Annotated in this window: 13 protein-coding genes; 7 read left to right on the top strand and 6 right to left on the bottom strand. The window is 68.7% G+C overall.

Features of this window, described 5'->3' with window-relative positions; all coding sequences use genetic code 11:
• Positions 1-48 precede the first annotated feature (48 nt).
• The 3 genes from G3O06_RS13265 to G3O06_RS13255 all read left to right on the top strand — a co-directional run bounded on the left by G3O06_RS13265 (position 49) and on the right by G3O06_RS13255 (position 3,950).
• Positions 49-1,236 (top strand): porin, encoded by a 1,188-nt coding sequence (locus tag G3O06_RS13265; protein ID WP_174983689.1) that lies wholly within the window; start codon positions 49-51, stop codon positions 1,234-1,236.
• Positions 1,237-1,555: 319 nt separating this feature from the next.
• Positions 1,556-3,577, top strand: coding sequence for a BCCT family transporter (locus tag G3O06_RS13260; RefSeq protein WP_205816297.1), 2,022 nt, complete (start codon positions 1,556-1,558; stop codon positions 3,575-3,577).
• Between the two features lie 61 nt (positions 3,578-3,638).
• Positions 3,639-3,950 (top strand): hypothetical protein, encoded by a 312-nt coding sequence (locus G3O06_RS13255; protein WP_205816296.1) that lies wholly within the window; start codon positions 3,639-3,641, stop codon positions 3,948-3,950.
• A 99-nt stretch (positions 3,951-4,049) separates the two neighbouring features.
• On the opposite strand, the gene G3O06_RS13250 is transcribed toward G3O06_RS13255, so the two are convergent.
• Positions 4,050-4,898, bottom strand: coding sequence for a class I SAM-dependent methyltransferase (locus G3O06_RS13250; protein ID WP_205816295.1), 849 nt, complete (start codon positions 4,896-4,898; stop codon positions 4,050-4,052).
• A gap of 200 nt (positions 4,899-5,098) precedes the next feature.
• On the opposite strand from G3O06_RS13250, the gene G3O06_RS13245 reads away from it, so the two are divergent.
• The 3 genes from G3O06_RS13245 (at position 5,099) to G3O06_RS13235 (ending at position 8,302) form a co-directional block, all read left to right on the top strand.
• Positions 5,099-6,538 (top strand): metallophosphoesterase, encoded by a 1,440-nt coding sequence (locus G3O06_RS13245; RefSeq protein WP_205816294.1) that lies wholly within the window; start codon positions 5,099-5,101, stop codon positions 6,536-6,538.
• Positions 6,539-6,585: 47 nt separating this feature from the next.
• A complete protein-coding gene (locus G3O06_RS13240) occupies positions 6,586-7,929 on the top strand; it encodes a cytochrome c peroxidase (protein ID WP_241019885.1) in 1,344 nt (447 codons plus the stop codon).
• 97 nt (positions 7,930-8,026) lie between these two features.
• Positions 8,027-8,302, top strand: coding sequence for a hypothetical protein (locus tag G3O06_RS13235; RefSeq protein ID WP_011355479.1), 276 nt, complete (start codon positions 8,027-8,029; stop codon positions 8,300-8,302).
• 81 nt (positions 8,303-8,383) lie between these two features.
• On the opposite strand, the gene G3O06_RS13230 is transcribed toward G3O06_RS13235, so the two are convergent.
• Complete coding sequence (locus G3O06_RS13230; protein WP_174910615.1) at positions 8,384-9,868, bottom strand: PLP-dependent aminotransferase family protein; 1,485 nt, start codon at positions 9,866-9,868, stop codon at positions 8,384-8,386.
• Between the two features lie 204 nt (positions 9,869-10,072).
• On the opposite strand from G3O06_RS13230, the gene G3O06_RS13225 reads away from it, so the two are divergent.
• Positions 10,073-10,423, top strand: coding sequence for a hypothetical protein (locus G3O06_RS13225; protein ID WP_205816292.1), 351 nt, complete (start codon positions 10,073-10,075; stop codon positions 10,421-10,423).
• A gap of 154 nt (positions 10,424-10,577) precedes the next feature.
• On the opposite strand, the gene G3O06_RS13220 is transcribed toward G3O06_RS13225, so the two are convergent.
• The 4 genes from G3O06_RS13220 to G3O06_RS13205 all read right to left on the bottom strand — a co-directional run bounded on the left by G3O06_RS13220 (position 10,578) and on the right by G3O06_RS13205 (position 13,234).
• Positions 10,578-11,000 carry a DUF6691 family protein gene (locus tag G3O06_RS13220; RefSeq protein ID WP_205816291.1) on the bottom strand — a complete coding sequence of 141 codons (423 nt, stop codon included), beginning with the start codon at positions 10,998-11,000 and terminating at the stop codon, positions 10,578-10,580.
• Between the two features lies 1 nt (position 11,001).
• Positions 11,002-11,436 carry a YeeE/YedE family protein gene (locus tag G3O06_RS13215; protein ID WP_205816290.1) on the bottom strand — a complete coding sequence of 145 codons (435 nt, stop codon included), beginning with the start codon at positions 11,434-11,436 and terminating at the stop codon, positions 11,002-11,004.
• Positions 11,426-11,776, bottom strand: a complete 351-nt coding sequence (locus tag G3O06_RS13210; RefSeq protein ID WP_205816289.1) for a metalloregulator ArsR/SmtB family transcription factor — start codon at positions 11,774-11,776, stop codon at positions 11,426-11,428. Before G3O06_RS13210 ends, G3O06_RS13215 begins: the two co-directional genes overlap by 11 nt.
• 96 nt (positions 11,777-11,872) lie before the next feature.
• Positions 11,873-13,234, bottom strand: a complete 1,362-nt coding sequence (locus tag G3O06_RS13205; RefSeq protein WP_205816288.1) for an aromatic acid/H+ symport family MFS transporter — start codon at positions 13,232-13,234, stop codon at positions 11,873-11,875.
• Between the last annotated feature and the right edge of the window lie 42 nt (positions 13,235-13,276).

Here is a 13,276-nt window from a genome sequence, read left to right as displayed (position 1 = left end):
CGAGCCTCCCGTCCACCTTGAAAAGATGAAGAGATCTGGAGATCGACAATGAAAGCACCCGTCAACCGCTTTGCAATCCTGATTTTATCGGCCGCGTCGCTCGGCACGACCGCTGCCCACGCGCAGAGCAGCGTGACGCTGTACGGCGTCGTCGACGATTCGCTCGCTTACGTGAACAACCAGCAGGGCCATTCGAACATCTACATGCGCGACGGCAACCTGTATGCATCGAAGTTCGGGTTGCGCGGCGACGAGGATCTCGGCGGCGGCACGCATGCGATCTTCGACCTGCAGTCCGGCTTCAACCTGAACAACGGCGCGCAATCGGCCGCCGGCCTGATCTTCAATCGCCAGGCGTTCGTCGGCCTGCGCAACGATCACTACGGCACGATGACGGCCGGCCGCCAGTACACACCCTACTTCCTGTTTGTCGGCCCGTACGCGTCGAGCAGCTGGCTGACCGGTGCGACGGGTGCGCATCCGGGCGACATCGACGGCCTCGACACGACGATCCGCGTGAACAACTCGGTCACCTATACGTCGCCGACCTTCGCCGGGCTGACCGCGAGCGCGATGTACGCATTCGGCGGCATTGCCGGCGCGACCGGCAAGGGCAACACGTTCAGCGCCGCGTTGCGTTATGCGAACGGCCCGATCGGTGTCGCGGCCGGCTACCTGCGCATCAACAGCTCGGGCTCGTCGGCCGGCTTCCTGAACCCGGCGACCGCCGCATCGGGCAGCTTCGCGGTATCCGTGCTGAACCAGGGCTACCTGACCGCGAAGGCCATCGAGCAGGTCGCGGCAGCCGGCAACTACACGCTCGGCGACCTGACGATGGGTCTCAACTATTCGAACGTGAAGTACCTGCCCGGCAACGGCTCCGCGTTCACGGATACGGCCGTGTTCAACACCTACGGCGCGCTCGCCGCGTACCGCTTCACGCCGGTGTTCTCGGTGGCCGGCGCGTTCGCGTACACACTTGCGTCGAAGGCGAACGGCGTCAACAGTGCGGCCCGCTACCAGCAGTACTCGCTGAAGGAGTCGTACAGCCTGTCGAAGCGCACGACACTCTATGCGCTGCAGGCGTACACGCATTCGAGCGGGCAGACGCTCGGTGCACAAGGTGCCGGCCACATCATCGACGCGGCGCCGATCGTCGGCGATTCGCAGCAGCTCACGCCGTCGACGACGCACGGCCAGTTCGTCGGCATGGCCGGCATCGCCGTCACCTTCTGATCCATCGCGGCAGCGCCTTCGGCGCGCTGCCCCTGCCCCGGACGACACGCATTTCACGCATTCCAAGCGTGCCGTCCGGGCGCCCGATACACGCCCGCCGCGGCGTGTTCAGCCCCCCCTTCCGCTCATCGCACGAACCACGCGGGTTTTCTCGATCCCCTCAATACCTTACAATTCGTCAGGTTTCTCCCTTCTGCATGCCCCCTTCTTGCAGTCCTGACACCGCGGTACACTCGACGCACGCCGTATCAGGGTCCGACGCGCGACACGCGCGCCGGGCGGCGTCGCGCCTCGTTGCGCCCACAACTGGATGCCAGCCATGCCAGATTCCCGTCCCTCGCCCCGCACGACGTTCAAGCCGCAGGTCGTCCTGCCCGCGCTCGCGGTCATCGGCGCGCTGCTCGTCGTGTGCGCGCTGCTCCCGAGCGAAGCCGGCGCGCTGTTCTCTGCCGGCCAGCAATGGGTCATCGCGCGCTTCGACTGGTTCTACGTGCTCGCCGTCACCGGCTTCCTCGTGTTTCTCGTGCTGATCGCCGCAAGCGACTTCGGCAACATCCGGCTCGGCCCCGACGATGCCGAACCCGAATTCAGCTTCGTGTCGTGGACAGCGATGCTGTTCGCGGCCGGCATGGGCATCGGTCTCATGTATTTCGGCGTCGGCGAGCCGATGCAGCATTTCCTGAAGCCGCCGACCGTCGACCCCGGCACGCCCGCCGCCGCGCGCGAGGCGATGCTGATGACGTTCTTCCACTGGGGCTTCCACGCGTGGGCGATCTACGGGCTGATGGGGCTCGTGCTCGCGTACTTCGGCTTTCGCTACAACCTGCCGCTGACGCTGCGCTCGGGGCTGTATCCGGTGCTGCGCGAGCGCATCAACGGCTGGATCGGCCACACGGTCGATGCGTTCGCACTGGTCGGCACGGTCGCCGGCATCGCGACGACGCTCGGCTACGGCGTGATGCAGCTGAGCGCGGGCCTGCATACCGTCGCCGGCTGGGACACCGGCAGCAACGTGTTTCGCATCGGGCTCGTCGCGGTCGTCGTGATCCTCGCGGGCGTATCGGCCGCGACCGGCCTCGACAAGGGCGTGCGGCGGCTGTCCGAGCTGAACCTGCTGCTGGCGTTCCTGCTGCTCGCGTTCGTGGTCGTCGCGGGCCCGACGGCATTCCTGCTGCGCGCGCTCGGCGACAACATCGGCCAGTACCTGTCGAGCCTCGTCGACCTGTCGTTCCGCACGTATGCGTACGCGCCGCCGCGCGAGGAAGGCTGGTTCGGCGGCTGGACGATCCTCTACTGGGCATGGTGGGTGTCGTGGTCGCCGTTCGTCGGCATGTTCATCGCGCGCATCTCGCGCGGCCGCACGATCCGCCAGTTCGTGATCGGCGTGCTGCTCGTGCCGACCGCGTTCAACCTCGTGTGGATGACCGTGTTCGGCAACAGCGCGATCTGGCTCGATACGCACGGCGCGGCCGGTGCGCTCGCGCAGACGGCCACCAATGTCGACGCACTGCTGTTCCGCTTCTTCGATTTCCTGCCGATGCCGCAACTGCTGTCGATCGCCGCGATCGTGCTGATCGCGGTGTTCTTCATCACGTCCGCCGATTCGGGCGCGTTCGTGATCGACCAGATCGCGACGCGCGGCAACGCGCACTCACCCGTCTGGCAGCGGCTGTTCTGGGCCGCGCTGCTCGGCGTGACGGCCGCGGTGCTGCTCGTCGCAGGCGGGCTCGGCGCATTGCAGGCGATGACATTGATCGCCGCGCTGCCGGTCGCGATCATCATGATCGCGCTCTGCTACGGGCTGTGGCGCGGGCTCGCGGCCGACCGCGTGCACTATTCGCAGGACGTCGCGCCCGCGACGAGCTTCTGGACCGGCCAGCACTGGCGCCACCGCCTGACGCACATCCTGCGGCAGACGACCGAAGCCGAAGCGCGCCAGTTCGTCGTCGAGACGGTCGAGCCCGCGTTGCGCAAAGTCGCCGGCGAGTTGCGCGCGAGCGGCGTCGATGCGAACGTGCAGCGCGACAGCGACGATGCCGTGCGCCTCACCGTGCCGACCGCCGACCACCGCGATTTCGTGTACGGCGTGCGCGTGACAGTGAAATCGGCAGCCGCGTTCCTGGTGCGCGAGGCGGCCGAGCCGGAAGCGGAACGGGCACACGTGTACGGGATCGTTACCTTCTTCGAGGACGGGCGGCTCGGCTACGACGTCGAATACCTGCGCGGCGACGAAGTGATTGCCGACGTGTTGCGCCAGTACGAACGCTACGTGTCGCTCGCGGCCGACAAACGCACGCATCTGCTGAGCCGCGCGCCGGGGCACGCGACGGAGGCCGAATGAACCTGCATGTCGCTACATTTGCTGCGCCGTGGCGGTCCGCCACCCGAGCCGGAGCCGCACGATGACCGGGCTCCTGCAAAGCAGCGCTTCCGACGTCATCGCGCTCGGCACGCTCGCCCTGCTCTACCTCGGCGGAGCCGGCATCGCACTGTGGCGGATCCGGGCCGCGGCGCCGCGCGGCAAGGTCTACTGGATCGTCTGCGCGGCGCTGCTCGCCGGCGGCGCCATCGCGATGGGCATCAACCTGTCGCCGATGCCGGAGACGGGCGATATGCCGCCCGGGTTTGCGCTCGGCGTCGAGGCCGTCCTGCTCGGTCTCGCCTTGGTCGCCGGCGGTTGCGCGTGGCTGATGCTGCGCGCACGGCGACGCTGACGCGCGTACGTCACGCGGCCCGGCTTCGTCCCGCACAAACGGCAACGCGCGGGACGAACCGGCCGCCCCTTCCCTGATCCGCGTCTTTACCGCAATGCGTTACGCGGACGGTGCGCGCGCCGTCACGAGCCAGCATGCCGCGTCGAAGCGCACATCGGCACCATCCACGTAAGGCTCGAACGCCGCACGCATCGTGTCGACGACGCGCCGCCGCGTCGCCTCGTCCACCTCCAGCAACGCAAGCCCGACCGGGCCCAGCCGCGTGATGTAGTCGTCCAGCGCGGGCGCGGGCAGCGCGCACGCCAGATCGACGGGCTCGATCGTGATGCCCGCCCAGCCGCTGTCCGACAGCACCGACGCGATCCGCTGCCGGTCGCCGAACGCAAACTGCCCCGGCGCGCCGGGCCGCCGCGCGGGAAGGTTCGGCAGCAACGGCGCGGCGGCCCGCTCGGCGATCGTCATGAACGGATTGTCGGCCGCGCCGCGCCACGCGACGAACCGCATCTGCGCATTCGGCCGTGCCGCAAGCCGCAGATTCGCGAAGGCACGAACCGGATTGTCGAAGAACATCACGCCGAGGCGCGACACGATCAGGTCGACACTCGCGGGCTCGAACGCGTGCGTCTGCACATCCGCACGCACGAAACGGGCGTGAACGCCGCTGCGTTCGGCGCGCGCTTGCGCGGCGTCGATCATCCGGGCCGAGATATCGATGCCCGTGCATTGCGCGTCCGCCCCGAGCCGCCGCGCGATCGCGATCGTGACCGCACCCGTGCCGCAGCCGACATCGAGCACGCTGCGCGCGGACGACGCGGCCGCCGCATCCACGAGCAACTTTTCCAGCGGTTCGAACATCCGGTCGATCGACGCCTGCGTATCAACCCAGGCGCGCCCCGACGGGCCGTTCCATAGCGCGGATTGTTCATCGTTGGGCCGGCTGGTTTCCATCGTCGATTCCCCTTCTGGTTCGTTGATCGTGCCTCGCACTTTGCTGCTTCAAGCCGGCTTGAGGTCAAGGCCCCCCGGTCGCGACCTGCCGCCGCAATGTCGACGCCCGGCCCGCGTACGATCCCCCATCGCGCCCCGTTCTTTTCACATTTCTTACATTCGCGCTGCGTATCGTTGACGACTTTCCTACGGTGCCTCCCATGCGACGACTCCTCACGCGCGCGCTGCTCGTGCGCTGCGCTCCCCTTGTTGCCCTCGCCGCGCTATCGGCGTGCTCGAACCACATCGATTCGCCCGCCGATCCGGCGAGTGCGTCGGTCAACGTCCAGGCCGCATGGGTCGAGATCGGCGAGTCGAACCAGGCAATCGCACGCGTCATCACGAACTACACGCCCGCGTCGGCCAGCGATCCGCTGTGCCCGCAACTGACCGTCGACGGCAAGCTGTCGCGCATGTCCGTACGCGCGGGCGCCGCGACCATCGCCCAGCGGCCGACCGCCAGCGACCCGTCCGATTCGAAGCCGTCGAGCTTCCCGGTATCCGTCTGCGAGATGACGCTGCCGGCCGGCGCGCAGGCGGCGAGCGTCGCGGGCCGCACACTGCCGTTGCCGAAGGCGCAGCCGCAACGCATCGCGATCATCGCCGACACCGGCTGCCGCAAGGCGTGCAACGACGCGTCGGTCTGGCCGCTCGACACGATCGCGGCCAGCGTCGCGAAGCTGTCGCCCGACCTGGTGATGCACATCGGCGACTACCACTATCGCGAGAACGCCTGCCCGCCGGACATCGCCGGCTGCAAGGACAGCCCGTGGGGCTATGGCTGGGATACGTGGCAGGCCGACCTGTTCCGCCCGGCCGCGCCGCTGCTCGCGAAGGCGCCGTGGGTCGTCGTGCGCGGCAACCACGAGGAGTGCGCGCGCGCAGGCCAGGGGTGGTTCCGCTTCCTCGATCCGCGCCCGTATACGGCCGCGCGCTCGTGTGACGAACCGGCCAACGACAACAACGCGAACTACTCGGAGCCCTATGCGGTGTCGCTCGGCAGCGGCTCGCAGGTGATCGTGTTCGACACCGCGAAGGTCGGCCGCACGCCGCTCAAGACCACCGACGCGCAATTCGGCATCTACCAGAAGCAGTTCCAGACGGTCGCCGCCCTCGCGTCGAAGGCCGGCATGACGACGACGATCTTCACGAACCATCATCCGATCCTCGCGTTCGCGCCGATCGCCGGCAGCACGCCCGCGCCGGGCAACCTCGCGCTGCAGTCGGTGATGTCGAGCCTCAACGCGCAGGCGTACTACCCGCCCGGCGTGCACGTCGCGCTGCACGGGCACGTGCACGATTTCCAGGCGATCAACTTCTCGTCCGGGCATCCGGCGACGATCGTGTCCGGCAACGGCGGCGACAACCTCGACGTCGCGCTGCCCGACCCGTTCCCGGCCGGCCTGACGCCCGCACCGGGCGCCGTGATCGAGCGGCTGTCGCACAACAACAGCTTCGGCTTCCTGATCATGGAGCGCCGCGACACCCCGGCGACCGGCTGGGTGTTCCACGCGTATTCGGCGGCCGGCAAGCTGCTCGCGTCGTGCAACCAGTCGGGCAGGACGCTCGCCTGCGACAAGACGGGGTTCATTGCGCCGTGAGTGAAGAAGTTCGAGATGACGGCCGCCATGCTCGCGGCCGGCAAACGCTGCGCACGCTGGCCGCGGCCGTGTTCGCGGGCCTGGCGCTCGCGGCCCACGCCGCACCGGCCGAAACGGTCCTGCTTCCCGGTGCGCCGCCTTCGCGAGTCGTCGACACGATCGGCAACGGCACGCCGCAGGTGACGGGCAAGATCGATGCGGCGACCGCGCGCTTCGCGCCCGACCCGACGCTCGTCGCGCTCGGCCGCCGGATCTTCTTCGATCCGCGCTTGTCCGAGCCGCGCGGCATGTCGTGCGCGGGCTGCCACGATCCGGGCCGAGCGTTCGCGCCGACGCTGTCGGCCGCCTCGCTCGCGGGGCCGGGCGTGCCGGAAGGCAGCCGGCCCGGGCGTTTCAGCCAGCGCAACGCGCCGTCGCTGCTCTATGTGCGCTACGTGCCGCGCCGCCACTTTTACCAGGACGACGATGCGCCCGCGCCGTCGCCGTTCGGCGGCCTGTTCAGCGACGGCCGCGCGGATACGCTCGCCGAGCAGATCCGCGGGCCGCTGTTCGATCCGAACGAGATGAACAACCGGTCGCCGGCCGCGCTGCTGCGCAAGATCGACGCGACCGAACTCGCGCCCGATCTCGCCGCGCGCTTCGGCGCGCCGGTGCGGCGCGATCCCGAACAGCTGGTGCGTGCGATGGGTCTGGCCGTCGAGGCCTATCTGCAGAGCGACGAGATGGCGCCGTTCACGTCGCGCTTCGACACGTTCCTGCGCACGCGCAAGCCGCTCGCGCCGGCCGAGATGCGCGGCCTCGCGCTGTTCCGGAATCCGGACAAGGGCAACTGCATGAGCTGCCATACGCTGTCGGAGACATCGAGCCGCCCGGAACGTTCGCTCTTCACCGATTTCGGCTACGACGCGATCGCGGTGCCGCGCAACCGCGCGCTGCCGGCGAACCACGATCCGCGCCATTTCGACAACGGGCTGTGCGACACGGCACGGCGGCTGCGCTGGCCCGAGCCGACGCAATGGTGCGCCTACCTGCGCACGCCGGGGCTGCGCAACGTCGCGGTCAAGCAGACATTCATGCACAACGGCGTGTTCACGACGCTGCGCGACGCGGTCGCGTTCTACAACACGCGCTCGACCGACCCGGGCTTCTGGTATCACGGGGCCAGAACGTTCGACGACGTGCCGGCCGCCTACCGAGGCAACATCAACGTCAACTCGACGCCGATGAACCGCCGGCCCGGCACGCTGCCCGCGCTGAGCGACGCGGAAATCGACGATATCGTCGCGTTCCTCGGCACGTTGACCGACGCGCGCTATACGAAGGTTGCTGCTCCCGTAGCGCCCGCTGCCCCTGCCGCCCGGATCACGCGAACCGCCGCGCCGGCTCGCTGACCCTGGCCGAACGGCCAGCCGCACACGCACCCGCTTGCGGTCGCCGCAAACACTGGTTATATTTACAGCACTGTATTTATGAACAGTGAGGTGCGCGATGGAACATCTGGTCCGTATCGTCAACGAAGCCGATCGCCAAGTGCTGGCGTGGCTCCGCGCCCAGGTCGGCGATGCCCGCGTCGAGCGCGCGGCTCGCCAGCTCGGGCATACGCGCAAGCCCTTCCCGTCCGCCGTCTGCCGGTATCTGGGCATGAGCGCACCGGCCACGCTGCGCCAGGCCGAACGGCCGCGCGCCGCGCGCGATTTCTCGGTCGGCGATCGTTACCTGTCGTTGATCCGCCAGCACCTCGCCACGCACTCGGCCAGCCGATGAAATGGCGGCGGCTTGCCGCGTCAATGGCTCGGAAAGCTGCCGGGCTTGCGTATTCGCAAGCCCGGCCGGTCGCCACCGCGCTTACGTGGCCGCGGTGGCTTCCCGTACGAGGCGGCCGAGCGTTTCGAATGCCGCTTCGTGCGCCGCATCGAACACGCGCGTGCAAGCAAGCCGGATATAGCCGTCGAAGCGGTCGGAATTCGAGAAGATCGAACCGGGCGCGATCCTGACCCCATGCGCCAGCGCGGCGTCGAACAGCGCCTCGGAGCGCACGCCGTCCGGCAGCGCGATCCACAGCAGCATCCCGCCAGGCGGCTGGTTCATCCGGGTGCCGGCCGGAAAATGCCGTGCAATCGCGTCGATCGTCACGTCGCGCTGCACACGCAACTGTTCGCGGAACCGGTGCAGATGGCGATCGAACGCGCCCGAACCAACGAATTCGGCCGCAACGGCCTGCAGCAACGCGGCGTTGTGTCGGCTGTGCGCGAACTTCAGCATCTTCACGCGCGCATGCCAGCGCCCCGCGCTGATCCAGCCAAGCCGCATCCCAGGGGCCAGCACCTTGTTGAACGACGGGCAGTAGATCACCGTGCCGTCGCGGTCCCATGCCTTCACCGGCTTGACCGCCTGCGGCGCCTCGACGAGTTCGCGATAAGGCTCATCCTCGATCACGGCCACGCCGTGGCGCGAACAGAGCGAGACGAGCGCGGCCTTGCGCTCGTCGGGCATCACGCAGCCGAGCGGGTTCTGCAGGTTCGGCACGACGACCACGGCCCGAATGTCCGGGTACGCGGTCAGCGCCACTTCGAGCGCCTCGATCGAAAGGCCGGTCGTCGGGCTGGCCGGAATTTCGAGCGCGCGCAAGCCGAGGCTTTCCAGCAACTGGATCAAGCCGAAGAACGCCGGCGATTCGATCGCGATCGTGTCGCCGGGGCGCGCCACCGCGCGCAATGCGAGATTCACGGCATCGACGCCGCCGCTCGTCGACATCACGTCGTCCGGCGCCACCGTCACGCCGTACGACAGCGCGCGCTTGGCCATCGTCTGCCGGAACTCGGGCGAACCGCCGACGGGCCCCGCATCAGTCAGCAGCGTGGGCTTGCGCCGCAACAGCCGAATCGCGAGCGCCTGCAGGCGCTCGGCCGGATACAGCGTGGCCAGCGCGGAGGCACCGCCGAGATTCAGCGCATCGGGCGCCGCGTTGGCGCGATCGATCACGCGCGACACGCGTTCGTGCAGGCCCGCGAACGGCGGCTCGACGCTCAGCGGCGGCCCGTCGCTTTCCGGCAGCGTTTCGAGCGCGACCGCCGCGCGGCGCCGCACGAAGTAGCCGGAGCGCGGCTTCGCCTCGCACCAGCCCGTATCCTCGAGCCGCCGGAACGCCTGGATCGCGGTCGACAGACTCACGCCGTGCTGTGCCATGAATGCGCGCACCGACGGCATCCGGTCGCCGGGCGACAGCGTGCCGGCCGCGATGATGCGGCGGTAATGCTCGGCGAGCCGTTCGTAAAGCGGCTCGCCGTCCATCGGCAATGGCGGGCGGGATGAATCGGTGAAAGGTGTCATGCAGCCGATCGTGCCCGCGCGGCCAATCGCACGCCAGATACAGATTCCGGGGAAACCCACCGATACAGCGACGCAAAATCGCCGTCTGCACCGCAACAGATTCCCGGCCCCTGAATCTGTCGTGCAAGTGCCCGTTTCCCTAACCTGATTGCACGCTGTCGCCTCGCCGTCGCGAGGCCGCGCAACCGGGGAAAGGGAATCGCCATGCAGACGCATCACATCCGGCTCGACGCCGGGCAAAGCCACTTTGCGTGGTACGACAAGGGCAGCCAGGTGATCGTGCTCGATGGCGCGCTGGCGGTCACGCTGCGCCACGGCGGGCTCGACTGGCTGCCCGACACGCCGCAGCACATTCGCCGCCTGCTCGACGAAGGTGAATGCCTGACGTTCGAGATGGCCGGCCACGTCGCGCTGTCGGCCGGCGGCACGGGCGCGGTCAGCACGGCGGTCGTGGAGCCGGACGGACAGCCCGGCGTGCTCGCGGGATGGCGTGCGGCCCTACGCTGGCTATCCGAGAGGATGCGCGGCGGCCATCGTGTGCGCGAGCATTCCTGAAATCGGGACTTGCGGTGTCTTGGAGAAGCGTCAGGCTGACACCGCATCATCCGATGGAGATCTGACGCGATCCGGTTCGGCCGCGAGCATGCAGATCGACCGACCTCCACCCAATCAACCGCCGCAGCCTCCCTCGCACGCAGCGTTCACGGCATCAACGCGCACTCCTGCGACGCTCGACCCACTCGAATACCGCCATCCCTGCCAGCATCGCGGCGACAAACACGATCCCCTTCGCCGATCCGAAGCCGATCGACACGATCGCGGGCCCCGGGCAGAACCCGGCGATCCCCCAGCCGATGCCGAACACGGCACTGCCGGCAACCAGCCGCACGGTGATCGCCCGCACGGCCGGCAACTGCATCGGCAAACCGAGCCACGACCGCGTCCGGCGTTTCGCCCATGCGAACGCAAACACGGCCACGCCCATCGCACCGGCCATCACGAACGCGAGCGACGGATCCCAGCGGCCCGCCAGGTCAAGAAAGCCGAGCACCTTCTGCGGATTGGCCATGCCCGACACGATGAGGCCGACGCCGAACAGCAACCCCGCGAGAAATGCGAATCCTGCCTGCATGTCAGCCTCCCAGCACGTGCCGTCGCACGAAGACGGTCACGAAGCCTGCGACCATGAAGACCACCGTCGCGACCACCGAACGCAGCGCACCGCGCGACATCCCGCACACACCGTGGCCGCTCGTGCAGCCGCCCGCGTACCGCGTGCCGACTCCGACCAGTAGCCCGGCCGCCACCAGTTCGACCCAGCCTGCATCGACCTGCGGCGTCAGGCTGTTCCCGGCGACGTGCATCACGAGCGGTGCGGCGATCAGCCCGGCGACGAACCCGGCGCGCCAGTCGCGCTCGCCCGCGTGTGCCGCGAACAGACCGCCGACGATGCCGCTGATGCCGGCAATCCGGCCGTTGAACGCAACGAGCCACGCTGCCGCGAGCCCGATCAGTACGCCGCCGGCCAGCGACAGCCACGGCGTGAAATGAAGCGCATCAAGCTGCATCGCGCCGCCCCTTCGCGGCCGGGCCGCAGAATTGCTCGTACAGCACGCCCATCACCGCAATCGCGGCCGGGCTGTCGAGCGAATAGTGGATGTTCTTGCCGTCGCGGCGCGTGCGAACCAGCGCGTTGTCCCGCAACACGCCGAGCTGCTGCGACAGCGTCGGCTGGCGGATATCCAGCGCTGTCTCGAGATCGCTCACGCAGCGCTCGCCCTGGGACAGTTCGCAGAGCAGCAGCAGCCGGTCGGGATTCGACAGCACCTTGAGCAGCGCGCAGGCCGATTCGGCGGCCGCGCGCATCTGGGCGGGTTCCGGCAACCCGCCGGAAAGATCGTCGTTCATCGGCGCAGAAAGACAGTTAAAGAATCAATATTATATCAATTCATATAACGTCGAACCTTGCCACTTTCCGACAGGCGGCCTTGCGCCCTCCTTCGTTCAGGCCTGCTCGCCCGCCATCGCCTTCGCGGCGGGCATGCGCGCCGCATCGACACGCACCACGCCGAGCGCCAACACCGCAATCCCCGCGATCACGCACGGCGCCGCGACGACGGCAAACGCCGTCGACAACGGCACGCCCATCGCCAGCATCGCGCCGCCCGCCATCGATCCGACGACCGAGCCGCCACGGCCGATCCCGTTCGCCCAGCTCACGCCGGTGGTGCGGCACTCGGTCGGATAGAACGCGGCCGACAGCGCATTCGCGCCGACCTGCGAACCCGATACGCAGAAACCGGCCGCGAACACGGCCAGCGCGGCGCTCCACGGCGACGCGGCAAACACGCCGATCGCGGCGACGAATACGCCGGCCGCCGCGTAGCTGCAGGCCAGTACGCGATGCGGATCGAAGCGGTCCATCAGCCCGCCGAGGACGATCGCGCCGAGCGTGCCGCCGACCTGGAACATCGCGGTCACGCGCGCGGCCGTCTGCAGCGTCGCGCCGGTCGTGCGCAGCAGCGTCGGCAGCCAGCTCGACAGCAGGTAGATCACGAGCAGGCTCATGAAGAACGTGAGCCACAGCAGCAGCGTGCCGCGCAGCAGGTCGGCCCTGAACAGGCGGCCGAGCGGCGAACCGGCCGGCTTGCCGGCGGGCGCGGTGAATGACGCGCTCCGAAGATGCGGATCCGGCGCGATGCGTCCCAGCATTGCCGCAATCCGCTCGGAAGGTGCACCCTGATTGACGAGATAGCGCACCGATTCCGGCAGCCGCCACGCGAGCACCGGCAGGAGCAGCAATGGCGCGGCCCCGCCGACGACGAGCACCGCACGCCAGCCGTAGTGCTCGATCAGCGACGCGGCCGCGAGCCCGCCGAGTGCCGAGCCGATCGTGAAGCCGCAGAACATCGTCGTCACCAGCAGCGAGCGGCGCCGCGCCGGACAGTACTCGGACGTCAGCGTGATCGCATTGGGCATCGCGCCGCCGAGCCCGAGCCCGGTCACGAAGCGCCACGCGATCAGCTCGGTCAGGCCGCCGGCACTCGCCGACGCGGCGCTCGCGATGCCGAAGCACGCCACGCAGGCGAGCAGCAGCCGCTTGCGGCCGAACCGGTCGCCGAACGGCCCGAACACGAGCGCGCCGGCCATCAGCCCCGCGAGCCCCGCGCCGAACACCGGCGCGAGCTGCGCGGGCGACAGCCCCCATTCCGCGCGGATGACGGGGGCGATGAAACCGATCGATGCGGTATCGAAACCGTCGATCGCGACGATCAGAAAGCACAGGACGACGATCGCGGCTTGAAACGGCGCAACGCGATGCCGGTCGATCCATTCGCTGACGTCGATGAACAGCGTATCGGCCATGATGGTGTCTCCTCCAGGAAGGCGGTCGCGCGTCGTATCGTT

It is taken from the genome of Burkholderia sp. Ac-20345, assembly GCF_017104825.1.
In the GTDB taxonomy this organism is placed as follows: Bacteria; Pseudomonadota; Gammaproteobacteria; order Burkholderiales; family Burkholderiaceae; genus Burkholderia; species Burkholderia lata_B.
This window is presented reverse-complemented; position numbering and strand designations above follow the sequence as displayed.